27 protein-coding genes are annotated in these 20270 nt (G+C 50.0%); 23 read left to right on the forward strand and 4 right to left on the reverse strand.

Going from position 1 to position 20270, the window contains the following annotated elements; translation table 11 throughout:
- Positions 1 to 41: 41 nt before the first annotated feature.
- Complete coding sequence (locus tag ACFQ2T_RS10465; protein ID WP_379034155.1) at positions 42 to 554, forward strand: DUF3106 domain-containing protein; 513 nt, start codon at positions 42 to 44, stop codon at positions 552 to 554.
- Between the two features lie 83 nt (positions 555 to 637).
- Here ACFQ2T_RS10465 and pbpG read toward each other — a convergent pair whose 3' ends face one another.
- Positions 638 to 1747, reverse strand: a complete 1110-nt coding sequence (pbpG, locus tag ACFQ2T_RS10470) for a D-alanyl-D-alanine endopeptidase (protein ID WP_379034157.1) — start codon at positions 1745 to 1747, stop codon at positions 638 to 640.
- A gap of 204 nt (positions 1748 to 1951) precedes the next feature.
- On the opposite strand from pbpG, the gene ACFQ2T_RS10475 reads away from it, so the two are divergent.
- Complete coding sequence (locus ACFQ2T_RS10475) at positions 1952 to 2311, forward strand: glycine cleavage system protein H (protein WP_379034159.1); 360 nt, start codon at positions 1952 to 1954, stop codon at positions 2309 to 2311.
- A gap of 20 nt (positions 2312 to 2331) precedes the next feature.
- Here ACFQ2T_RS10475 and ACFQ2T_RS10480 read toward each other — a convergent pair whose 3' ends face one another.
- Positions 2332 to 2526, reverse strand: a complete 195-nt coding sequence (locus ACFQ2T_RS10480; protein WP_379034161.1) for a hypothetical protein — start codon at positions 2524 to 2526, stop codon at positions 2332 to 2334.
- A 129-nt stretch (positions 2527 to 2655) separates the two neighbouring features.
- Between ACFQ2T_RS10480 and ACFQ2T_RS10485 the strand changes: the two genes are divergently transcribed.
- The 7 genes from ACFQ2T_RS10485 to ACFQ2T_RS10515 all read left to right on the forward strand — a co-directional run bounded on the left by ACFQ2T_RS10485 (position 2656) and on the right by ACFQ2T_RS10515 (position 7969).
- Complete coding sequence (locus tag ACFQ2T_RS10485) at positions 2656 to 2934, forward strand: FmdB family zinc ribbon protein (RefSeq protein ID WP_379034163.1); 279 nt, start codon at positions 2656 to 2658, stop codon at positions 2932 to 2934.
- An 18-nt stretch (positions 2935 to 2952) separates the two neighbouring features.
- Positions 2953 to 3552 carry a DUF502 domain-containing protein gene (locus ACFQ2T_RS10490; RefSeq protein WP_379034165.1) on the forward strand — a complete coding sequence of 200 codons (600 nt, stop codon included), beginning with the start codon at positions 2953 to 2955 and terminating at the stop codon, positions 3550 to 3552.
- A 31-nt stretch (positions 3553 to 3583) separates the two neighbouring features.
- The gene (gene aspS, locus ACFQ2T_RS10495; protein ID WP_379034167.1) at positions 3584 to 5374 is read left to right on the forward strand and encodes an aspartate--tRNA ligase; all 1791 of its coding nucleotides are present in this window, start codon (positions 3584 to 3586) and stop codon (positions 5372 to 5374) included.
- A gap of 119 nt (positions 5375 to 5493) precedes the next feature.
- Positions 5494 to 6018 carry an adenine phosphoribosyltransferase gene (locus tag ACFQ2T_RS10500; RefSeq protein WP_379034169.1) on the forward strand — a complete coding sequence of 175 codons (525 nt, stop codon included), beginning with the start codon at positions 5494 to 5496 and terminating at the stop codon, positions 6016 to 6018.
- Positions 6019 to 6095: 77 nt separating this feature from the next.
- Positions 6096 to 6527, forward strand: coding sequence for a VOC family protein (locus tag ACFQ2T_RS10505; RefSeq protein WP_379034171.1), 432 nt, complete (start codon positions 6096 to 6098; stop codon positions 6525 to 6527).
- A 104-nt stretch (positions 6528 to 6631) separates the two neighbouring features.
- Positions 6632 to 7435: a quinoprotein dehydrogenase-associated SoxYZ-like carrier gene (locus ACFQ2T_RS10510; protein WP_379034173.1), complete on the forward strand. Its 804-nt coding sequence runs from the start codon at positions 6632 to 6634 to the stop codon at positions 7433 to 7435.
- A 114-nt stretch (positions 7436 to 7549) separates the two neighbouring features.
- Positions 7550 to 7969 carry a secondary thiamine-phosphate synthase enzyme YjbQ gene (locus ACFQ2T_RS10515; protein ID WP_379034175.1) on the forward strand — a complete coding sequence of 140 codons (420 nt, stop codon included), beginning with the start codon at positions 7550 to 7552 and terminating at the stop codon, positions 7967 to 7969.
- 63 nt (positions 7970 to 8032) lie between these two features.
- Here ACFQ2T_RS10515 and ACFQ2T_RS10520 read toward each other — a convergent pair whose 3' ends face one another.
- A complete protein-coding gene (locus ACFQ2T_RS10520; protein WP_379034177.1) occupies positions 8033 to 8464 on the reverse strand; it encodes a CBS domain-containing protein in 432 nt (143 codons plus the stop codon).
- Between the two features lie 110 nt (positions 8465 to 8574).
- On the opposite strand from ACFQ2T_RS10520, the gene ACFQ2T_RS10525 reads away from it, so the two are divergent.
- Genes ACFQ2T_RS10525 through ACFQ2T_RS10535 form a run of 3 tightly spaced genes read left to right on the forward strand, consistent with a single transcriptional unit; the run spans position 8575 to position 10441 of the window.
- Positions 8575 to 9087: a MarR family winged helix-turn-helix transcriptional regulator gene (locus ACFQ2T_RS10525; RefSeq protein WP_379034179.1), complete on the forward strand. Its 513-nt coding sequence runs from the start codon at positions 8575 to 8577 to the stop codon at positions 9085 to 9087.
- Between the two features lie 28 nt (positions 9088 to 9115).
- Positions 9116 to 9493: a YybH family protein gene (locus ACFQ2T_RS10530; RefSeq protein WP_379034181.1), complete on the forward strand. Its 378-nt coding sequence runs from the start codon at positions 9116 to 9118 to the stop codon at positions 9491 to 9493.
- A 39-nt stretch (positions 9494 to 9532) separates the two neighbouring features.
- The gene (locus ACFQ2T_RS10535) at positions 9533 to 10441 is read left to right on the forward strand and encodes a DMT family transporter (RefSeq protein WP_379034183.1); all 909 of its coding nucleotides are present in this window, start codon (positions 9533 to 9535) and stop codon (positions 10439 to 10441) included.
- 41 nt (positions 10442 to 10482) lie between these two features.
- On the opposite strand, the gene ACFQ2T_RS10540 is transcribed toward ACFQ2T_RS10535, so the two are convergent.
- On the reverse strand, positions 10483 to 11544 hold the full coding sequence (locus tag ACFQ2T_RS10540) for a hypothetical protein (protein WP_379034185.1): 1062 nt from the start codon (positions 11542 to 11544) through the stop codon (positions 10483 to 10485).
- 361 nt (positions 11545 to 11905) lie between these two features.
- Between ACFQ2T_RS10540 and ACFQ2T_RS10545 the strand changes: the two genes are divergently transcribed.
- The 11 genes from ACFQ2T_RS10545 (at position 11906) to ACFQ2T_RS10595 (ending at position 20242) form a co-directional block, all read left to right on the forward strand.
- The gene (locus ACFQ2T_RS10545) at positions 11906 to 12634 is read left to right on the forward strand and encodes a YebC/PmpR family DNA-binding transcriptional regulator (RefSeq protein ID WP_055828748.1); all 729 of its coding nucleotides are present in this window, start codon (positions 11906 to 11908) and stop codon (positions 12632 to 12634) included.
- Between the two features lie 26 nt (positions 12635 to 12660).
- Entirely contained in the window at positions 12661 to 13221 is a 561-nt protein-coding gene (gene ruvC / locus ACFQ2T_RS10550; protein WP_379034187.1) for a crossover junction endodeoxyribonuclease RuvC, read from the forward strand.
- Positions 13218 to 13793 (forward strand): Holliday junction branch migration protein RuvA, encoded by a 576-nt coding sequence (gene ruvA / locus ACFQ2T_RS10555; protein WP_379034189.1) that lies wholly within the window; start codon positions 13218 to 13220, stop codon positions 13791 to 13793. The genes ruvC and ruvA overlap by 4 nt, the downstream gene beginning before the upstream one ends.
- 166 nt (positions 13794 to 13959) lie before the next feature.
- The gene (gene ruvB / locus ACFQ2T_RS10560) at positions 13960 to 15006 is read left to right on the forward strand and encodes a Holliday junction branch migration DNA helicase RuvB (protein ID WP_379034191.1); all 1047 of its coding nucleotides are present in this window, start codon (positions 13960 to 13962) and stop codon (positions 15004 to 15006) included.
- Positions 14993 to 15403 carry a tol-pal system-associated acyl-CoA thioesterase gene (gene ybgC, locus ACFQ2T_RS10565; protein WP_379034193.1) on the forward strand — a complete coding sequence of 137 codons (411 nt, stop codon included), beginning with the start codon at positions 14993 to 14995 and terminating at the stop codon, positions 15401 to 15403. Before ruvB ends, ybgC begins: the two co-directional genes overlap by 14 nt.
- Positions 15400 to 16086, forward strand: a complete 687-nt coding sequence (gene tolQ, locus ACFQ2T_RS10570) for a protein TolQ (RefSeq protein WP_379034195.1) — start codon at positions 15400 to 15402, stop codon at positions 16084 to 16086. Before ybgC ends, tolQ begins: the two co-directional genes overlap by 4 nt.
- An 11-nt stretch (positions 16087 to 16097) precedes the next feature.
- Positions 16098 to 16490: an ExbD/TolR family protein gene (locus ACFQ2T_RS10575; protein WP_055828735.1), complete on the forward strand. Its 393-nt coding sequence runs from the start codon at positions 16098 to 16100 to the stop codon at positions 16488 to 16490.
- 20 nt (positions 16491 to 16510) lie between these two features.
- Positions 16511 to 17329 carry a cell envelope integrity protein TolA gene (tolA, locus tag ACFQ2T_RS10580; protein ID WP_379034197.1) on the forward strand — a complete coding sequence of 273 codons (819 nt, stop codon included), beginning with the start codon at positions 16511 to 16513 and terminating at the stop codon, positions 17327 to 17329.
- A 119-nt stretch (positions 17330 to 17448) separates the two neighbouring features.
- A complete protein-coding gene (gene tolB, locus ACFQ2T_RS10585) occupies positions 17449 to 18795 on the forward strand; it encodes a Tol-Pal system beta propeller repeat protein TolB (protein WP_379034199.1) in 1347 nt (448 codons plus the stop codon).
- 42 nt (positions 18796 to 18837) lie between these two features.
- On the forward strand, positions 18838 to 19389 hold the full coding sequence (gene pal, locus ACFQ2T_RS10590) for a peptidoglycan-associated lipoprotein Pal (RefSeq protein WP_379034200.1): 552 nt from the start codon (positions 18838 to 18840) through the stop codon (positions 19387 to 19389).
- Positions 19390 to 19408: 19 nt separating this feature from the next.
- Entirely contained in the window at positions 19409 to 20242 is an 834-nt protein-coding gene (locus ACFQ2T_RS10595) for a YbgF trimerization domain-containing protein (protein WP_379034202.1), read from the forward strand.
- The last annotated feature ends 28 nt before the right edge of the window (positions 20243 to 20270 follow it).

A 20270-nucleotide genomic window follows, 5' to 3' on the forward strand; every position in this document is an offset into this window, starting at 1 on the left:
GTTCAAGCAATGCGTATTAATTACTGGAACAATGAGAAGTGATGCGAAATCATTCGTTGGTATTAGGCTGGGTGGTATTGTCTTTGAGTATCGGTGCGGGTTCATATGCTGCGCAAACGTTAGCTGCTGATGGTTATCCTGGCACATCGATGTTGGCAATGGCGGATATTGGTGCGATCAAAAATGATCTGTCACCGGATGACCCTGCCGCTAATGTGACCTGGGCGCAATTAAGCGAGCAGCAGCGTATGGTGCTGGCGCCATTGAAATCCGAGTGGGATACCCTGCGTCCGTGGCAGCGCGAAAAGATGCTGGATATCGCCCATCAGTACCCGAAGATGGATGCGCAGAAACAACAGCGTGTGCAGAAGCAATTGGTGAAATGGAGCCGGATGACGCCTTATGAACGCGAAAATGCGCGTAAGCGTTACCAGCAGTTCCAGAGTTTGACGCCGGAGAAGAAAGAGGCGCTACGCAAGCAGTGGAAGGAGCATCAGCGGAAGGCAGCGACTAGTGAGGGGTATGACCCGGAGTTTGATGGGGCAGAGCCTTAGTCTAGACTTTGATTCTTCGCTTTGAGCGTATGCAATAAAAAAGTCCGCGGATATCGCGGACTTTTTTATTGCATCCCTTATGATCAGTTAGCGTCTTCGCCTAAGGTTTTGCTCATGGACAAGCCTGTCAGCACAATGTCGCCACGGCCATCGTTGTGTGAAGTCAATGTGCTGTAATTGTGCTCCATCCATTTTTTGATGCGTTTGGCATCACCGATACGGGTCAGTTTGCCGACTGAATCCAGTAACACCAGGATCAGCGGTTCACCTGCGATCGTCGCTTGCATTACCAGACAGCGTCCGGCTTCGCTTATGTAGCCGGTTTTTGATAAGCCGATTTCCCAGCTGCTGTTGGTGCTTTCCCGTACCAATGCATTGGTATTGTGAAAATGTAAAGGTTGTCTTCTGTGAACGTTCAAGTCGTAGTCAGAAGTAGTGGTGATTTGGCGAATCATGGGGTACTGGTAAGCCGCATGTACCATTCTTGCCAGGTCCATGGCGGTAGACACATTGTTGCTGTTCAGGCCGGTGGAATCTTCAAAGTGGGTATTCATCATGCCCAGGCTGGCCGCTTTTGCGTTCATGTCCTGGATAAATCGTTGTTTACCGCCCGGATAATGTGTCGCCAAAGCTGAGGCGGCGCGGTTTTCTGAAGCGATGAGTGCCAGGTTCAGCAAGTCTTCACGTGTCATGGTAGTGCCAACCGGCAGGCGTGAAGAGGTACCTTTCAAGTAATCGACATCCATTTCGGTAATGGAGACTTCATCATTCAGGTTGAGTTTTGCATCAAGCACCACCATTGCTGTCATCAGTTTGGTGACAGAGGCAATCGGAGTTGGTGTATCCAGGTTTTTGGAATAAATGATTTCGTGCGTATTCTGGTTCATCACCAGCGCTTTGGTCGAGGCAATCGCTAAATTGCTGTTGCTTGATTTACCAGTAAACGAATCAAACATTTCTGCATCAACGGCAGGTTTTGACACTTTTTTTGCATGCGCCCTGACTTTGGCCGGACGCATGGCTCTGGTTTTGTTTGGATTAACGCGATATTCGGACGAAACGCGTGGATTATATTTTTTCTGGCTAGAAACCGATTGTTTTTTCGACGGTGATTTTGCAATCGCTTGACCTGCTGGCGCAAATGCGATGGAACTCACCAGTAAAACTTTAAGACAATGCTTGAAAAAACTCATAATCCACCTTCCACAGACCAGTTTTATTATTGCCCAGTTATTATTCATCGTCAATCACTTATCGCAATTTTTTAGTGTAAACAATTAAACCTTTACAACAACTGTTGCTGTAAGTGAATAATGAATAAGCGTTGGTGTGGCTAATAGACTATGGCACAATTATTATCACCTAATTTTTTGATTTCTAATCTTATGTCAACAGGCTTGAAATACCTCTTTTCTAAAGAACACACTTGGGCGGCGCAATCGGAAGATGGGTCGTGGCTGGTTGGCATCAGCGAATATGCGCAAAACATGCTGGGTGATGTGGTGTTTGTTGATCCGCCCAAGGTCGGTGAATCGGTTGAACAATTTGCCGTTTGTGGCCTGATTGAGTCGGTAAAAACCGGTTCTGATATTTATGCGCCGCTGACTGGTACTGTGCTGGCGATTAATGAAGCTGCATTGTCTTCACCTGAAAAAATCAATGACCACCCTTACACTACCTGGATTTTCAAGTTGGAAGCCAATGCCAGTGGCGCTGAGGCTTTGCTGGATCAGGCAACATACGAGGCGCAAGTTTAACCAGCCTGAGTACCGCGCTGCTATTTAAGCTTGCGGATAGTAAGCGTAGGTTCGGTATACAGCAGATCAGTGACCAGCACAGAAAGTGTGCGCGGTTTTTGCGGGGTGCTATGCAATGTCAAGCGCTGGTGATGCGCATTCAGATCGCGGCTGACGAATCCCAGAAATATAAACAGGGTGGAAAGCGCCACGGTTTTAACGTTTGTTTGTTGCATGCATGTGTCCTTAAAGTCTTTTTAATTCAATTACATCGCCGCTGTTTTGATGTTTTATAGCGCGAATCAGGTATAATTTGCCGCTTAGTAAAATTTTTCCAGCAAGTTGTCTTCGGGTTGCGTTTACATATGCCTATCTACGATTTCCAATGTAGCGAATGCGGTTATCAGCAAGAGCTGATGCGCAAAGTTTCTGCCCCCAATGTGGATGAATGTCCACAATGCAAACAGCAGACTTTTTCTAAAAAAGTGTCCGCACCTAATTTTCAGCTGACCGGCAGCGGCTGGTACGCGACAGACTTTAAAAACGGTAGTGCGTCTGGCAGCAGCAAAGCCGCTGAGCCCTCAAGCGCCAGCACGGAAACTGCCAGTCCAGCGAAATGTGCTACCGGCTGTGCCTGTCACTAACCGCGAAAAACAATCACCATGAAAAAATATTTCATTACAGGTTTACTGGTGCTGGTCCCGTTATTCATTACGGTATGGGTGCTCAAAACTTTAGTGCAAACGCTGGACCAGAGTTTGTTTTTACTGCCTGCTGCCTGGCGTCCGGTTACATTGCTGGGTATTGATATCCCGGGCTTTGGCGTGATTCTGACAGTCGCAATCGTGCTGGCGACCGGCCTGGTGGCGACCAATATCTTTGGTCAGCAGTTGATTGAACTGTGGGAAGGCCTGCTTATCCGCGTGCCGGTGGTGAAGTCCATTTATTCCAGCGTCAAACAAGTGTCTGATACCCTGTTTTCAGATTCCGGCAATGCCTTCCGTCAGGCACTGTTGATTGAATACCCACGTCAGGGCGTATGGACCATCGCTTTCCTGACCGGCACGCCCGGTGGCGATGTCGCTAATCACCTGCAAGGTGAATATGTCAGCGTCTATGTCCCCACTACGCCGAATCCGACCTCGGGTTTTTTCCTGATGTTGCCCAAGGCTGATGTGATCACGCTGGATATGAGTGTGGATCAAGCCTTGAAATACATCATCAGCATGGGTACAGTGGCGCCTTTGCCAAAACAGCACTAACCGCAACCCTTTCAACTTTATAAAAATTATTATGATGCGTACACATTACTGCGGTCACCTGAACCGCGAACATATCGGACAAACCGTGACACTGTGTGGCTGGGCCCATAGGCGTCGCGACCATGGCGGTGTGATTTTTATTGATTTGCGTGACCGCGAAGGCCTGGCGCAAATTGTGATCGACCCGGATACAAAAGAAGCGTTTGCCATCGCAGAAACCGTCCGTAACGAATTCGTGCTGCGGGTAGTCTGTAAAGTGCGCGCGCGTCCTGAAGGCACAGTAAACAGCAATTTGCCGACTGGCGAAGTAGAAATGCTGGCGACTGAGATTGAGGTGCTGAATGCTTCATTGACGCCACCGTTTATGCTGGATGATGACACCCTGACTGAAACCGTCCGTCTGGAACATCGCTATATCGATTTGCGTCGTCCGGCCATGCAGAAAAACCTGATGCTGCGTTACAAGGTGGCAAAAAACCTGCGTGACTACCTGGATGAAAACGGCTTTATTGAAGTTGAAACACCGATGCTGACACGCTCTACACCGGAAGGTGCACGTGACTACCTGGTGCCTTCCCGTGTGCATCACGGCCAGTTCTTTGCCTTGCCGCAATCGCCACAACTGTTCAAGCAGTTGCTGATGGTGGCGGGTTTTGACCGTTACTTCCAGATCACCAAATGTTTCCGCGATGAAGATCTGCGTGCTGACCGCCAGCCTGAATTCACCCAGGTCGATATCGAAACTTCATTCCTTGAAGAAAACGACATCATGGACCTGGTGGAAGAAATGATCCGCCGCATGCTGAAAAAAGTGCAGGATGTGGATCTCCCAGCGCAATTCCCACGCATGCCATTCAGTGAAGCGATGAACCGTTACGGTTCAGACAAGCCAGATATGCGCGTCACACTGGAAATCACCGAGCTGAGCGATGTCATGAAAGATGTCGATTTCAAAGTATTTGCCGGTGCTGCCAATATGGCAGGTGGTCGAGTGGCTGCGATTCGTGTGCCTAACGGTGCGGCGATCAGCCGTTCCGAGATTGATGCTTATACCGAATTTGTCAAAATTTACGGTGCCAAAGGTCTGGCATATATCAAGATCAACGATATTACCAAATTGAACGAAGAAGGCCTGCAAAGCCCGATTGTTAAAAACATTCATGTCAACGCGCTGCAAGCGATTATTGACCGTACCGGCGCGCAAAATGGCGATATCGTGTTCTTCGGAGCCGATAAAGCCAAAATCGTCAACGAAGCATTAGGCGCATTGCGTAGCAAAGTGGGTCACGAAAAAGGCCATCTGGATGGCCGCCAGTGGGCGCCATTGTGGGTAGTTGATTTCCCGATGTTTGAGCATGATGAAGAAAATGATCGCTGGGTTGCGCTGCACCATCCGTTCACTGCGCCTAAAGAGGGGCATGAAGACCTGCTGGTCAGCAATCCTGGCGCTTGCCTGTCCAAAGCTTATGACATGGTGTTGAACGGCTGGGAAGTGGGTGGCGGTTCAGTACGTATCCACAAACAGGACGTACAATCCAAAGTATTTGATGCACTTAAGATCAGCAAGGAAGAAGCGCAGGAGAAATTCGGCTTCCTGCTGGACGCCCTGCAGTACGGTGCGCCTCCGCACGGTGGCCTGGCTTTCGGCCTGGACCGCCTGGTGACCTTGATGACCGGTGCCGAGTCTATCCGTGATGTGATCGCTTTCCCGAAAACGCAGCGCGCGCAATGCCTGATGACCAATGCCCCTAACGAGGTGGATGAGAAGCAATTGCGCGAATTACATATCCGCGTACGTCAGCAGAATACCGCTACCAGCTAATCATGTCCGTGCTGGCATTGTTCGCCATGCCATGCAGTAGGAGTGCAGCAGTCGTATAAAGCGCGTCCATCAGGGCGCGCTTTTTTATTTGCCAGTGAATAGCTAATTTTAAGGTCCTTATGTTTGAAGCTTTGATACGCACGATTCCTGATTATCCCAAACCGGGTATCCAGTTCAGGGATATCACCACCCTGTTACAGGACAAGCAGGGCTTTGCAGCTGCGATTGATGGCCTTGCCCGACACTATGAAAATAATACTTTCGATAAGGTAGTCGCCATGGAGGCGCGCGGCTTTATCATAGGCGCAGCACTGGCAGTCAAGCTGGGTGCCGGTTTTGTGCCAGCGCGCAAACCCGGCAAGCTGCCGTGGACCACCATTTCGCAACCCTATCTGCTGGAATATGGCAGTGATGCCCTGGAAGTACATAAGGATGCGATTTTGCCCGGCGAGCGCATCTTGCTGGTGGATGACCTGATAGCCACCGGTGGCACCGCACTTGCGGCGGTGGCGCTAGTGCGTCAATTAGGCGGCTTGTTAGAGCAGGCCGCGTTTGTCATAGACCTGCCCGAGCTCGGCGGCATGCAGCAATTGGCTGCCGCCGGTGTGCAGGGATTTGCCCTGTGTCAATTTTCAGGGCATTGATTAAAGCGCATTAGTTTGTACACAACAAAATTTGTACTATAGTTGCCGACTTGCAACAATGAATTTATAAGGTAATCATGCCACTGACCGAAATCAATCATGTGAATTTCCGCTCCGATCGCGACACCATGCACAAACTGCGTGATTTCTATTGTGATGTGCTGGGGCTCACGGTTGGCAAGCGCGTCGCCAGTACCACCTATGGCTACTGGCTGTATATCGGCCATAACGATGTGATTCACCTGGCCGAATATAAAACTGCGGAAGCACCGCAATTGCATGTGAACGGCACTTTCGATCATGTGTCATTTACCTGTACCGATATGCCGGAGATGGAAGCGCGCTTGCAAGCGCATGCATTAACCTATACTACCCGCATATTGGCAAATGGAATCCACCAGATTAACCTGCGTGATCCAGCTGGTAATGGTGTCGAACTGAATTTCGAAGAATTTGCCGATCCTACCTATGAAATGCGTCCGTCTGGCGACCCCAGCAAGCTGGCGTGAGGGTCGAATATGTGTGATGGAAATCACATATTGAAATTGTGATTTCAGTAGAGAATGGCTTTGATGCAAATCATATAATTACAAAGTGAAATATGGGGAATACGATGAAAAAAGTATGGATATTGATAGCAGGTATTTCTGCTTTATGTTTAAGCAGCTTAGGTTTCAGCACATTGGCGCAAGCAGAAGCAGATCCAAAACTGTGGACGGTGGTGAAAGAAGCATTCTTCCCCAAGCGTGATATCCAGGAAGTGGATTTCCTGAAAATTGAAGCGCCGCGGCGCGCCGAAAGCGGCGCGCAAGTGCCGGTGACGCTCATCTATGACAAAGCGGCGGCTAACGGTGTGGCTATCAAGAAGCTGTATGTGATTGTCGATGCCAATCCTATCCAGCTAGCTTCAACTTATCACTTAACAGACAGTTTAAACGGTTTCCAGATGGCAACCAGGATTCGCCAGGAGTCTGATTCTTTTGTGCGCCTGATTGGCGAGACGGCGGATGGCAAACTGTATATGACCAAACGTGAGATACGCGCAGCTGGCGGCTGTGGTGGCACGGTAGATAATAACGAATCTGAAGTACGCGCCGCTGCCGGAAAAATCAAATTCAATGTTGACGCGCCAAAAATGGGTGAGCCAGCCACCGCGACTTTTAATATCAGGCATGTGATGCGTACCGGCTTGCAACGCGACCTGGTTTCACAAGGGTATGTACCTGCGTTCTATATCAACAAAACCACTTTTACCTACAATGGCAAAGAGGTGATGACGGTAGATGTAGGTGTAGGTACCAGTGAAGACCCGTATATGAAATTCAGCTTTATTCCTGATGCTCCAGGCAAGCTGGAAGTGGTGGCTACCGATAATGAAGGCAAATCATTTACCCAAAGTGTGGATGTACACAGCTAAGTTTTAAGAATACGAAAAAGGGCCTCTGTTGAGGCCCTTTTGTTTTTATGGCATTTATCGTTCAGCGCATGCTCAGTGTTAAAATAAATTCAATTGGGGATAGGAGAAACAAGCATGAAAAGTTTTCGTAAAGAGTTATGGTTCAACATTCCGGCACGTATGGACTTTAAAAATATCACGCAGGATGTAGTGGCATGTGTACGTGAAAGCGGCATAAAAGAAGGTCTGGTATTGATTAACGCCATGCATATCTCTGCCAGTGTATTTATCAATGATGATGAGCGTGGCCTGCATCACGACTACAAAATCTGGCTGGAAAAACTGGCACCACATGAGCCTGTCAGCGGATATCGCCATAATGATACCGGCGAGGACAACGCTGATGCACACATCAAACGCCAGATCATGGGCCGTGAAGTAGTGGTGGCCGTGACTGAAGGCCAGCTGGATTTTGGCCCCTGGGAACAGATTTTTTACGGCGAGTTTGATGGCAGGCGCAACAAGCGTGTGCTGGTTAAGATTATTGGCGAGTAGGGGCTAGCGCCAGGTGGCAAATCTCTGATTCAGCTGGAAGCATCTGAATCAGGGAGGAAAAGCTTAGCTATGGATATAGCTTTCCAGCTGCTTGATCAATTCCTGCTGGTAACTGATGGTTTCCTTCAGGATATCGCCGATAGACAGCATCCCCAGCATTTTGCCGTGATCCACTACCGGTAAATGCCGGAAGCGTTTTTCCAGCATGGTGTTCATGGCAGATTCCACCAATTCGTCAGGTTTGCCGGTGATGACTTTTTGCGTCATCACTTCAGCCACCTTTGTCGTTTTGGAGGAGCGGCCTTTTAAGACAATCTCCCGCGCATAGTCGCGTTCGGAAAAAATCCCCACTAGCTCACCGTCTTTGATCACTGCCAGCGCACCGATTTTGTATTCGGCAAGAATCACCAATGCATCATACACCGGCCTGTTGGGCGCAATGCTGATGATCCCCTGGTGTGTTTTCAGATTGAGTACTTGTTGAAGAGTCTTCATCACTTCCTCCTTCCATCATCCCGGATCTCTAATATACACCGATGTTTGCGTAAGCAAAACTTTTGATAATACTTGACATAGTTAGGAAGCTAACTATAATGTTGCTAATCATGTTGCAGCTCAGAGATCTCCCAACCCAGGAAGTATTACAGCGCTTTGCTGAGCGCTACCCTGCGGCCGACGTCACCGCGATTGCCAGTTTTTTAATGCTGCTCAGAGTAGCAACGGATTTGTCCGTGGCGCTCGATGCCTGCCTGACCAAGCATGATTTATTGCAGGGCCGCTGGTGGGTGCTTATTTTGCTGATGCGGGAGGCAGATCTGACTTCACAGCCTTCTGTGCTGGCAGAAAAACTGGGTGTGACACGCGCCACCATGACCGGTTTGCTGGACGGCCTGGAGCAAGGCGGGTTAGTGCAACGTGTTTCAGCGCCGCAGGACAGGCGTAGTGTGCAGATTAAATTGACTGCCGCCGGGCAGACCAAGCTGGATGCGGTGATGCCGGATTATTACAGCCGCTTGCGCTTGTGCATGCAGGGCTTATCAGAGAGTCAGCGTAGTGACTTGCAAAGTATTTTAGGCGTTATAGATGATGGTATGTCTGCCTGGGATTTCAATCAGTAACCAATCGTATTTATAAAGGAGTAACACCATGGCGACAGTAGAAGACACTTTAAAAACATTGAACACGCAATTTGATGCCGCGTTCAACAGCAAAAATACCCAGGCGATTGCCGCTTTGTATGCTGAAAGCGCCATCGTATTGCCAGCACCTGCAGGTGAACCTGTCAAAGGCCGTCAGGCGATTGCCGATTTCTTTGGTGGCTTGATTCAGGCCGGTGTGATTGAACACGCGCTGACCATGAAAACAGCGATTGTGACTGATACCCTGGCCACGCAAACCGGCAACTGGGCTGGCGCAATGGTAGGTGAAGATGGCGTAAAACAGCAATTCGGCGGCAATGTGCAAGTGGTATTCCAGAAGCAGGCCGATGGACAGTGGCTGGCCGTAACGCATATCTGGAATTAATGAATCGTTTTTCCTTAGAAACTTCCAAAGACAAGCAAAATGGATCAACTGGTTAAACAGCGTTCACAGGCACTTACCGCCCTGTTAGTCCTCGCCATTATCTGGGGATATAACTGGGTGGTGATGAAGAGTGCGCTGCATTATGCCGGGCCGTTCCAGTTTGCCGCCATGCGCACCTTTTTTGGTGCGCTGGTGCTGTTTCTGGTGTTGTATGTCACGCGGCGTTCCATGCGGCTGACAGAATTCCCGACCATGCTGGTTCTGGGCCTGCTGCAAAACGTAGGCTTTACCGGGGTGTTGATGTGGGCATTGGTGGAAGGCGGCGCGGGTAAAACCGCCGTGCTCACTTACACCATGCCTTTCTGGACATTATTATTCGCGTGGCCATTATTAGGTGAACGCGTACACGGCTGGCAATGGCTGGCGGTGATTTCTGCCGTACTCGGCATGCTGTTTATTTTTGATCCGCTGCATATCCGGGCCGATGCTTTCAGCATGACGCTGGCAGTGATTTCCGGTATTTCCTGGTCTTTGTCAGTTATCATGACTAAAAAATTGCACAGGCGTCATCCGGACCTGGATTTAATCAATCTCACCGCCTGGCCAATGTTGCTGGGCTCATTGCCTATGATAGTGATTGCTTTCCTGGTGCCAGCGCCGCCCATTATGTGGGAGCCCTATTTGATAGGGGCAGTGTTGTTCAATGTGGTTCTCTGTGGGGCATTCGCCTGGCTGTTATGGCTGTTTGCCCTGCAAAGGTTACCTGCAGGTGTAGCGAGCATGGGCTCCATGCTGGCACCGGTGATAGGTGTGATTGCTGCCTGGATACAACTTGGTGAGGTGCCGGATGCAATGGAGTCTGTCGGTATGGTATTGATTGCATTTGCGCTGCTGGTGATCTCATGGGTCACTATCCGCGAACAGCCCAAACCAGTCAAAGCCATATAAAAAAACCCGCAGATGCGGGCTTTTTCCACTCATGATGGCTATCAAGCCAGTTCGTGCAAGCCGTTGTTGACTCCACCCAGCAGATTGCCGAGTACTGAACCCAGGTCGCCTACTGCATGCGTTAAATCACCTACTGCATGTGTCAAGCCGGCAGTGACGGCTGGTGTCGTCGCAGTGATGTCGCCGGCAGCAGCAATCACGCTGTCCAGCAAACCATCGGTGGTTTCAAACAATACGTCCGCAACATTCAGCACTTCACCGGTGACACCTTGAGTCACGCCGGTAACGGTATTGACCACACCATTTACATCCAGCAAACCTGTGACATTGCCGAGCAAACCACCCACATCCACCTGACTGGCCACATTGTCAACCACATGAGTGACGCTACCCAGTAAACCGTTGATATCAACCAGACCGGTTGCACTATCAAGCAAATTGCCGACGGTTTCCGGAGCACCTGCAACTGCGCCTGAAACGGTACCAACCACGCCACCTACGACAGTTGTGACATCTTGTGGTGTGCCATCGCCGGCGCCATTCACGAGCGCGGCAATTTCTGTGGTGACATCGGTCAACAAAGTACCTACTGTGGCGGTCGCGCCATTCACGGTAGCACCCACAGTAGTGGCTGTCTGATCCAGAAGTGTGTTTGTGGCATGCACTACGTCACCAACGATGTTGTTGACGGTACCTACGACGGCTTCAACATCCGCCAGGCTGGTGGTACTTCCAACCACCTCGCCAAGGGTCGTTGTCGTATTGGCCAGCACGCCTGTGACGTCTTCAAGCAAGTCTCCGGTGCCTGCCACCACATCGCCAACCAAGGCGGTGGTGCCGTTTACCAGCGTACCGACTTCTGCGACACTATGGCCGACGGTTTGGTTAACCGTATTGACCACACCACCGACAGTACCTGTCACTGTGTTCACTAAACCTCCCACATTGAGCAGGCTGCCGGTACCAGCGAGTAAATGGTCGACAGTGTTATCCTCCGGGGTGATGACTTGCGGAAGTAAGCTATTCAACCTCGCTTGGGTGCCATCAATCACATCATTGACAGTGCCAAACAATCCAAACGTCAGGGTTTTAAGTAATGCCATACACTTCTCCTTAATTTGTTTTCTTTACTTCTCCAGGCTTTATGGCGATATTTATCATCAATAGAAACATCGCTATAAAGATTCCCCTTCTAACGAATTTAGAATGTTTGATTACAAGGGGAAACAAATACTAACATTTCTTTATAAACAAAAAAAACCAGTTTTGCATATGTAAATTCAGAAGTGTTGTGGTGAAAAATCGAAAGCCGGCTTTCTTATTTGGACTTGTGGATATCAGGATATGAAGGATTACCCATCGTGGTGATTGTGGCTGAACAATGAAAATCCGGTGCCTGCGCTGTGGTAAAATCGCCACTTTTAAGATAACAACCATCGCAGCATAGACTGATAAGGACATTACATGGCGGGACATAGTAAATGGGCCAATATCCAGCACCGGAAAGGTCGCCAGGATGCCAAACGCGGAAAAATATTCACCAAGTTAATCAAGGAAATCACGGTATCTGCCAGGCTGAGCGGTGGCGATATCGCCATGAATCCGCGCTTGCGGGCTGCTGTGGCCGCGGCTAAAGAAGAGAACATGCCTTCTGACAATATCACGCGTGCCATTAAAAAAGGTACCGGTGAGCTGGAAGGCGTGAATTACGAAGAAATCCGTTATGAAGGTTATGGCATCAACGGCGCATCTATCATTATTGATTGCCTGACTGATAACCGGCAGCGTGCGGTGATGGATGTGCGGCATGCATTGACCAAACACGGGGGTAACCTGGGCACGGATGGCAGCGTGGCGTTTATGTTCAAGCACTGTGGTCAGCTGGTGTTTGAACCAGGGGTTTCGGAAGATGCAGTGATGGAGGCTGCCCTGGAAGCTGGTGCTGAAGATGTGATTACCGATGAAGACGGCAGTATTGAAGTGATCACCGCGCCAAATGATTTTGTGACGGTAAAGGAAGCCCTGGAAGCCGCCGGCCTGAAAGCAGTCATGGCGCAAGTGACCATGAAACCACTCAATGAAGTGGTATTCACCGGCGACGATGCGGTAAAAATGCAAAAAATCCTCGATATGCTGGAAGACCTGGATGATGTGCAGGATGTCTATACCTCTGCCGTGATTGAAGAGAGCTAATTGAATTTTTCAGCGGCTAATCTGCCATGACCATGCAGCGTATTCTAGGCATAGATCCCGGCCTGCGCGTCACCGGTTTTGGCGTGATCGAAGCCCTTGGGGGCAAGTTGAGTTATGTCACCAGTGGGGTGATTAAAACCGCATCGGCAAAGAAGAGTGCTGCTGGTGAAGCAGAAAAAGAAGCTTTGCCGGAGCGTTTGAAGGTCATTCTGGATGGCTTGTTCGAGGTGATCGATACCTATCAGCCCACTCAGGTGGCAATTGAAAAAGTATTTGTAAATGTGAATCCGCAATCTACGTTGTTGCTAGGCCAGGCGCGTGGCGCAGCGATTTCAGCAGCGGTCATTAAACAACTCTCGGTTGCGGAATATACCGCATTACAAGTGAAACAATCTGTGGTCGGAAACGGGCACGCCCAAAAAGAACAGGTGCAGGAAATGGTCAAGCGCCTGTTAAAACTCCCTGCAAACCCAAGCCCGGACTCGGCGGATGCCTTGGCCTGTGCCATCTGCCATGCGCATGGTGGGCAAGGCCTGGGTGCACTGGCAACGACCGGATTCAGGGTCAAAAATGGAAGGTTAGTATGATTGCGCGTCTGAATGGTCGTTTGCTGGAAAAGTCACCGCCGCTGATTGTGGTGGATTGTAATGGTGTGGGCTACGAAGTCGAGGTGCCGATGAGCACCTTTTATAACCTGCCTGAACTCGGCCAGCCGGTGCAATTGCTGACGCATATGGTCGTGCGTGAAGACGCACAGTTACTATATGGTTTTGGCAGCGAGCAGGAGAAAAATACCTTCAAGCAGTTGCTTAAAGTGAATGGCATAGGCGCCAAATCGGCGCTGTCTATTTTAAGCGGTGTCAGCGTCAATGATTTAATGCTGGCAGTCAGCCAGCAAGAAGTTGCCATGCTCACGCGTGTGCCTGGCATTGGTAAAAAAACCGCAGAACGCCTGTTGCTGGAATTGAAAGACAAATTTGTGGTGACCGGCTCCACCTCGGCGCAGCCTGTGACTAAAGCGGCGACTGACGATATCCTGAATGCGCTGGTGGCGCTTGGTTACAACGAGCGCGAAGCGACAGCGACGATCAAATTGCTGGAGCCGGGCGTGGGCGTCAGTGATGGTATACGCCAGGCACTGAAATATCTTTCCAAATAATCCACAAAACCAAACCAGGATCCGCATCTGCGGGCGCCTGTAATAGTCAGGCGCGCCATGGTATGATGCATAAAAAATAACTTCTTAAATTAGCGGCAATGAAGTCCTGCACTGATTAAATTTGCATTGACACTATGTGTTCCATGACCTCATCACCGACCATCCCATGATAGAAACCGATCGACTTGTCGCTCCTGCCACCGTCAGCGTGCATGAAGAAGCGCTGGAGCGGGCGCTTCGGCCGAAAGTGCTCGACGAATACGTCGGCCAGGAAAAAGCACGCGGTCAACTCGAGATTTTCATCAATGCCGCCCGCGGCCGTCAGGAAGCGCTTGACCACGTGCTGCTGTTCGGCCCGCCGGGGCTAGGTAAAACCACACTTGCCCATATCATCGCCAAGGAAATGGGCGTTAATCTGCGCATGACTTCCGGCCCTGTGCTTGAACGCGCCGGTGACCTGGCAGCGCTGCTCACCAATCTTGAACCCAATGATGTGCTTTTCATTGATGAAATCCATCGCCTGAGCCCGGTGGTGGAAGAGATTCTATATCCGGCGATGGAAGATTACCGTCTGGATATCATGATCGGTGAGGGCCCGGCGGCGCGTAGTGTGCGCCTGGACTTGCCGCCATTTACGCTGGTAGGGGCCACCACCCGTGCCGGCATGCTGACCAATCCGTTACGCGACCGTTTCGGTATCGTCGCAAGATTAGAGTTTTACAGCCACGATGAACTAGCCAAGATTGTTGCGCGTTCAGCCAATCTGCTGGAAGTTGAAATGCAACAGGCCGGTGCTATCGAAATCGCGCGCAGGGCACGTGGTACACCACGCATAGCCAATCGCCTGTTAAGGCGGGTGCGCGATTACGCACAAGTAAAATCCGACGGTATTGTCACGAATTTGATTGCCGATGCTGCCTTGAAAATGCTCGACGTCGACCAGCAAGGGTTGGATGTGATGGACCGTAAACTGTTGCAGGCCGTGATAGAAAAATTTGGCGGCGGCCCGGTAGGCCTTGATAATCTGGCTGCCGCGATAGGCGAAGAGCGCGATACGATTGAGGATGTGCTGGAGCCTTACCTGATCCAGCAAGGGTATATGATGCGCACGCCGCGTGGCCGTGTCGCCACCTTGTTAACCTACCAGCATTTTGGATTAAGAGCGCCTGCCAGCATGAGCAGTGGCGAATTGTGGCAAGATGGCGGGCAGTAGAACATTTGATTTTTCCGTGCGTGTCTATTACGAAGATACGGATGCCGGCGGCGTGGTATACCACAGCCAGTATCTGAACTTTATGGAGCGCGCGCGGACTGAATGGTTGCGCGGCCTGGGTTTTGCTCAGGCCGCGTTGCGACAAGATGAGCAGGTGTTATTTGTGGTGCACAGCATGCAAATACAATTTAAGAAGCCAGCCAGGCTGGATGACGAGTTAAAAATAGTTTCGCAGGTCACTGAAATGCGGCTTGGCAGTTTTAGCTGCCAGCAGCAGATTATGCGCGACGAACTGGTTTTATTAGAAGCACAGGTAAAGGTTGCTTGTGTAGACGCGGATTCATTTAAACCCACGGGTATTCCGGCCCGTATCAAAATAGCACTGGAGTCTTCATGAATGTAACAAACGATATGTCGATTTTTACCCTGGTGAGCGGGGCGAGTTTGCCCGTCCAGGTGGTCATGCTGATTTTATTGCTGACCTCGCTGGCATCCTGGTGGTATATCTTCATTAAAGTGTTTTCATTAAAGGCCGCCGCTGAAAATGTCGATCAATTTGAAGCACAATTCTGGTCAGGTGGTGATTTGAATGAGCTCTATGAACGCATCGGTTCCGGTCGTAAAACGCCGCAAGGCATGGCCAGTATTTTCCAGGCCGGTTTAAAAGAATTCATCCGCCACAAACAGCAGAAAGATACGCAAAGAGACGCTGAAGTCAGCGATGTGATGGAAGCTACCCGCCGGGCCATGCGCGCAGCGTATAACCGCGAACTGGATTACCTGGATTCGCATCTGCCATTCCTGGCATCAGTGGGTTCCGTCAGCCCTTATATCGGTTTGTTCGGCACGGTGTGGGGCATCATGAACTCCTTCCGCGGATTATCTAACGTGGCACAAGCTACGCTGAGCCAGGTAGCGCCAGGTATTGCAGAGGCATTGGTGGCGACAGCGATTGGCTTGTTCGCTGCGATTCCGGCCGTGATCGCCTATAACCGCTTTGCAGCTAACGTAGATCGACTGCTGGTCCGCTACGAAAGCTTTATGGAAGAATTTACCAACATTTTGCAACGTAGAGCCTGATCGGAGCGCTTATGAGCAGAACGCGTAAACGGCGCATGATGAACCAGATCAATGTAGTCCCCTACATTGATGTGACGCTGGTATTGCTGGTGATTTTTATGGTCACCGCGCCAATGACTAACCCGGGCATGGTTGAATTGCCAAAAGTCGGGCAGGCGTTGAAACAAAGTGGTGACCCGATTGTGGTGACTGTCTTGAAAGAAGGCACCGTCACCATGGATGGCAAGGAGATGGAACGTGATGACATGCTGGCATTGATCCGTCAGAAGTTGTCCGAATCAGAAAAGCCTGTCGTGGTATCGGCCGATAAAAACACGCCATATGGTGAAGTGGTGTCTGTCATGGATTTGTTGAAGCAGGCGCAAGTCAACCAGGTTGGTTTGTTGTTCCAGAACGAAAAATAAGCGACAGGTCGCGTATTTAGATGAAAATCGCACATTCCCCACAGGACCAGGTATTCCGCAGACGCGCAGCGATATTGTCTGTACTGATGCATGTCGTGCTGTTTCTGGCGATGATCTTTATGATCGACTGGAAAGCAGTGCATGTGAATCCGTCAGTTATGGAAGCGACATTGTGGGATAGTTTGCCCAGCAAAACGGCGCCAAAACCGGCACCTCAACCTCCAAAACCGGAGCCGCCCAAACCAGAGCCGGAACCCGAGCCGGAACCTAAGCCTAAGCCACCTGAAAAGGTTACCCCGCCTGAGCCGCAAGTGAATAAAGAGGAACAAGAAGCGGAAATTGCACTCAAAAAGCGGGAAGATGAGAAAAAGCAAAAGCTAGAGGAAGAGAAAAAGAAAGAAGAAGAGAAGAAAAAGCAGGAAGAGAAACTGAAGAAAATTCAGGAAGCCCTGCGTAAAGAAGAAGAGCAGGAGAAGCTTAAAAAAATCCAGGATGCCATGCGCCAGCAGGATATGGATGCGCAGGCTGCCGCTACGGGCCCAGTGGATCCCTCGGTGTTGAGCTACTACGTCGGGTTGATGAATCGCAAGATCAGGACCTATGTAAACCCTGGTTTGTGCCCGGTTTCGAATCCGCAATTGTTGTTTGATATACAGTTAACCAATACGGGTGATTTGTCTGGCATGCCAAAAATGATTAAAGGCTCGGGGGATTCCGTGTGTGATGAAGCAGTATTTCGCGCAATTGTTCAAGCTAAGCCATTTGATTTGCCTGATGACCCCGCAGCGCGTAAAGCCTTGCTTGATTTACTGCATTTGAAGTTTAAGCCGCGCGGTTAAGTAAAGCGTAGTTAACGTGACTGAGAGTGTCACTAAATGAAATAGCGGAACTAAGTGTAACAATGACGTTGAGCGGGCTTTTCGTTATAATTCTTCAACTAACAGGATAATTATATAAAGTGAACAATACTGAAACCATGAAAACTGTTAAAAGTCGCCTGACAGAGTATCGTCGGGTATTAGTAAAAGTATGCTGTACCAGTGCGCTCGCATGGATGTTTGCAAGCCCTGCAAACGCAGCGCTCGACATCGAAATCAGTGGCGGTAGTGCCATCCAGATTCCAATCGCGATTTTGCCGTTAACCGAGTCTGCCAATGTGCAGGGCAAAAACCGTATCCATGACATTATCAGCAATGATTTAAAAGGCAGCGGCATGTTCCGCGTACTGAATACCAGCGGTATCCCTTCATTGCCAACTACCGCCGCAGATATCAAGTACACAGACTGGACCGCACTCAAAGCCCAGGGCTTGAGCATTGGTGAAGTGCAGCAGGCTGCCAATGGCAACTTGAAAGTCAACGTGCAGGTGATGGATGTTTTACGGCAAACGCCTTTGTTGCAATCGACCTACACGGTGCCAGCTAGCCAGTATCGCCATGTTGCGCATTTGATTGCAGACCAGATCTACGAGAAATTCACCGGTCAGCCGGGCGCTTTTGCTACCCGTATTGCCTATGTGACTAAAGCCGGGAAACGGTTTACCTTGCAAATTGCCGATGCTGACGGCTTTAACGCCCAGACATTGGTGTCGTCTAACGAGCCTATCATCTCTCCATCATGGTCACCCGATGGCAGCAAAATGGCCTATGTGTCTTTTGAAAAAAAGAAACCTATTGTGTTTGTACAGTCGCTGTATACTGGTGAGCGTAAAGTAGTTGCTAACTTCAAAGGGAATAATAGTGCGCCATCGTGGGCACCAGATGGCAGTAAGCTGGCAGTCGTACTTACTTATGGCGCAAACTCACAGATTTATACGATTTCTGCGGATGGGTCTAACTTGCAGCAGGTCACCAAGAGCAGTTCTATTGATACTGAGCCTGCCTTCTCCCCGGATGGTAAATTCATTTATTTCAGCTCAGACCGTGGCGGTCGTCCGCAGATTTACAAAGTACCGGCTTCCGGCGGCTCACCTTCTCGCGTGACGTTCGAAGGCGGTTACAACGTCAGCCCGCGTTTTTCCCCTGATGGTAAATACCTGACCTACATCCGTAACGATGGCGGTTCATTTAAAGTCGCTGTGCAGGACCTGGGTTCTGGCAGCGTAAAGATACTCAGTGCTGGCTCACAGGATGAGTCACCCAGTTTCGCACCTAACTCACGTACCTTGATGTATGCCACGCGGGTGGGTGGTAAAGGCACATTGGCCACCGTGGCAGTGGATGGTCTGGTGAGGCAGCGCCTGTCTGAAGCTGGCGGTGATATTCGTGAACCTGCATGGGGGCCTGCACAGGCATCTCCCAAGTAGTCATCAGTTTTTGGTTTTTTAACTCAATTTTAAGGAGAAAGTATGAAACATAATATTTGGAAAATTGCTGCACTGGCATTGGTGTTAACCGCTTGTAAAAGCACGCCGATGAATCCGGCCAAGGTTGAAGATTCAAGCGTGACCAAGCCTATTTCTAATTCACAGAACAATGGTGCTGACGGTTCTGCAGGCACTAACAAAATCGACATCAAAACAGTAGATGTGGATAACAGCCAGGATCAACTGAGCGCTGCTGAGCTGGCAAAACGCCAGATTTTCTTTGATTACGATAGCGATGCGATTCGTGCAGAGTACAAAGACCTGGTAGCTAACCACGCTAAATACCTGGCTGCACATCCACAAGCTAAAGTGGTATTGCAAGGTAACACCGATGAGCGCGGTACACATGAGTACAACCTGTCATTGGGCCAACGTCGTTCTGTAGCTGTTAAAAACGCTTTGAACGTATTGGGCGTTAGCGATAGCCAGATCGAAACAGTGAGCTACGGTGAAGAGCGTTCCAAGCAAAATTGCGCAGATGAAGATTGCTTCCAGCATGACCGTCGCGTAGATGTTGTCTATGCAGGTCAGTAATTTGCGTTCAGCCATCTTGATGGCTCTAGCAATAGGGTTGACTGTTCCGGCAGTCAGCCATGCTGCGCTGTTTGATGATGGTGAAGCCCGCAAACGCATCCTGGAGCTGGAAAACAAGCAGACTTCCGAGCATGATGCCCAGCAGAAAGCCATCAGCGATCTGACGCGTACCCAGCAATCCCTGGATAAGCGGGTGCAGAGCCTGGAATCGCTGATCAATGGCAAAGGTTTGCTGGATATGCAGAACCAGCTGGAACAGATCCGTCAGGATGTCGCGCAGTTGAAGGGTGACCTTGAAGTGGTCAACCATCAGCTGGAAGATATGCGCACCAAGCAAAATGCCCAGTACACTGATCTGGATACTCGCGTTAAAGGTCTGGAATCACTGGCCCAACAAGTCTCCGGACAGCTTGGGGTAACTGCTCCAGGCGCTGCCGGAGGTGATTCGGGTAAAGCTTCCGATGCATCCCAGCAGGAGGCGCGTGCGTTCTCCGAGGCCGAGTCGCTGAATCAGGCTGGTAAGTATAAAGAAGCGTTTACTGCGTATGACAACTTCTTGAAAACTTACCCGGGCAGCAAGCTGGCGCCTGATGCCTTGTATGGCTTGGGTTACGCCCAGTTTGCGTTGAAAAGCTACAAATCCTCAGTGGCTACCCAGCAGAAGTTCCTGGATAGCTATGCTTCACATCCGCTGGCACCGAATGCCATGCTCAGTCTGGCCAACAGCCAGATTCAGCTTGGGCAAATTCCAGCAGCCAAGAAGACGCTGAAAGATCTGATTGCCGCCCACCCTTCTGCAGAAGTGACGCCTAGCGCGCAAAAACGCCTGAAGGTGCTTGAAAGCATTAAATAGCTGATTGTATTACTGAAATCACCGGATT

The sequence above is a fragment of the Methylophilus flavus genome (genome assembly GCF_042678905.1).
Classification (GTDB): Bacteria; Pseudomonadota; Gammaproteobacteria; order Burkholderiales; family Methylophilaceae; genus Methylophilus; species Methylophilus flavus.

What these genes read in the sequence shown, in the direction of transcription:
- ruvB (WP_379034191.1), top strand. Translation starts at nt 13,960, where the DNA reads ATGATAGAAACCGATCGACTTGTCGCTCCTGCCACCGTCAGCGTGCAT.
- ACFQ2T_RS10510 (WP_379034173.1), top strand. Translation starts at nt 6,632, where the DNA reads ATGAAAAAAGTATGGATATTGATAGCAGGTATTTCTGCTTTATGTTTA.
- ACFQ2T_RS10500 (WP_379034169.1), top strand. Translation starts at nt 5,494, where the DNA reads ATGTTTGAAGCTTTGATACGCACGATTCCTGATTATCCCAAACCGGGT.
- ybgC (WP_379034193.1), top strand. Translation starts at nt 14,993, where the DNA reads ATGGCGGGCAGTAGAACATTTGATTTTTCCGTGCGTGTCTATTACGAA.
- ACFQ2T_RS10530 (WP_379034181.1), top strand. Translation starts at nt 9,116, where the DNA reads ATGGCGACAGTAGAAGACACTTTAAAAACATTGAACACGCAATTTGAT.
- ACFQ2T_RS10515 (WP_379034175.1), top strand. Translation starts at nt 7,550, where the DNA reads ATGAAAAGTTTTCGTAAAGAGTTATGGTTCAACATTCCGGCACGTATG.
- ACFQ2T_RS10480 (WP_379034161.1), bottom strand. Translation starts at nt 2,526, where the DNA reads ATGCAACAAACAAACGTTAAAACCGTGGCGCTTTCCACCCTGTTTATA.
- ACFQ2T_RS10505 (WP_379034171.1), top strand. Translation starts at nt 6,096, where the DNA reads ATGCCACTGACCGAAATCAATCATGTGAATTTCCGCTCCGATCGCGAC.
- ACFQ2T_RS10575 (WP_055828735.1), top strand. Translation starts at nt 16,098, where the DNA reads ATGAGCAGAACGCGTAAACGGCGCATGATGAACCAGATCAATGTAGTC.
- aspS (WP_379034167.1), top strand. Translation starts at nt 3,584, where the DNA reads ATGATGCGTACACATTACTGCGGTCACCTGAACCGCGAACATATCGGA.
- tolA (WP_379034197.1), top strand. Translation starts at nt 16,511, where the DNA reads ATGAAAATCGCACATTCCCCACAGGACCAGGTATTCCGCAGACGCGCA.
- ACFQ2T_RS10520 (WP_379034177.1), bottom strand. Translation starts at nt 8,464, where the DNA reads ATGAAGACTCTTCAACAAGTACTCAATCTGAAAACACACCAGGGGATC.
- ACFQ2T_RS10535 (WP_379034183.1), top strand. Translation starts at nt 9,533, where the DNA reads ATGGATCAACTGGTTAAACAGCGTTCACAGGCACTTACCGCCCTGTTA.
- ruvC (WP_379034187.1), top strand. Translation starts at nt 12,661, where the DNA reads ATGACCATGCAGCGTATTCTAGGCATAGATCCCGGCCTGCGCGTCACC.
- pal (WP_379034200.1), top strand. Translation starts at nt 18,838, where the DNA reads ATGAAACATAATATTTGGAAAATTGCTGCACTGGCATTGGTGTTAACC.
- ACFQ2T_RS10540 (WP_379034185.1), bottom strand. Translation starts at nt 11,544, where the DNA reads ATGGCATTACTTAAAACCCTGACGTTTGGATTGTTTGGCACTGTCAAT.
- ACFQ2T_RS10595 (WP_379034202.1), top strand. Translation starts at nt 19,409, where the DNA reads ATGGCTCTAGCAATAGGGTTGACTGTTCCGGCAGTCAGCCATGCTGCG.
- ACFQ2T_RS10485 (WP_379034163.1), top strand. Translation starts at nt 2,656, where the DNA reads ATGCCTATCTACGATTTCCAATGTAGCGAATGCGGTTATCAGCAAGAG.
- ACFQ2T_RS10545 (WP_055828748.1), top strand. Translation starts at nt 11,906, where the DNA reads ATGGCGGGACATAGTAAATGGGCCAATATCCAGCACCGGAAAGGTCGC.
- ACFQ2T_RS10465 (WP_379034155.1), top strand. Translation starts at nt 42, where the DNA reads ATGCGAAATCATTCGTTGGTATTAGGCTGGGTGGTATTGTCTTTGAGT.
- tolQ (WP_379034195.1), top strand. Translation starts at nt 15,400, where the DNA reads ATGAATGTAACAAACGATATGTCGATTTTTACCCTGGTGAGCGGGGCG.
- pbpG (WP_379034157.1), bottom strand. Translation starts at nt 1,747, where the DNA reads ATGAGTTTTTTCAAGCATTGTCTTAAAGTTTTACTGGTGAGTTCCATC.
- ACFQ2T_RS10490 (WP_379034165.1), top strand. Translation starts at nt 2,953, where the DNA reads ATGAAAAAATATTTCATTACAGGTTTACTGGTGCTGGTCCCGTTATTC.
- ruvA (WP_379034189.1), top strand. Translation starts at nt 13,218, where the DNA reads ATGATTGCGCGTCTGAATGGTCGTTTGCTGGAAAAGTCACCGCCGCTG.
- ACFQ2T_RS10525 (WP_379034179.1), top strand. Translation starts at nt 8,575, where the DNA reads ATGTTGCAGCTCAGAGATCTCCCAACCCAGGAAGTATTACAGCGCTTT.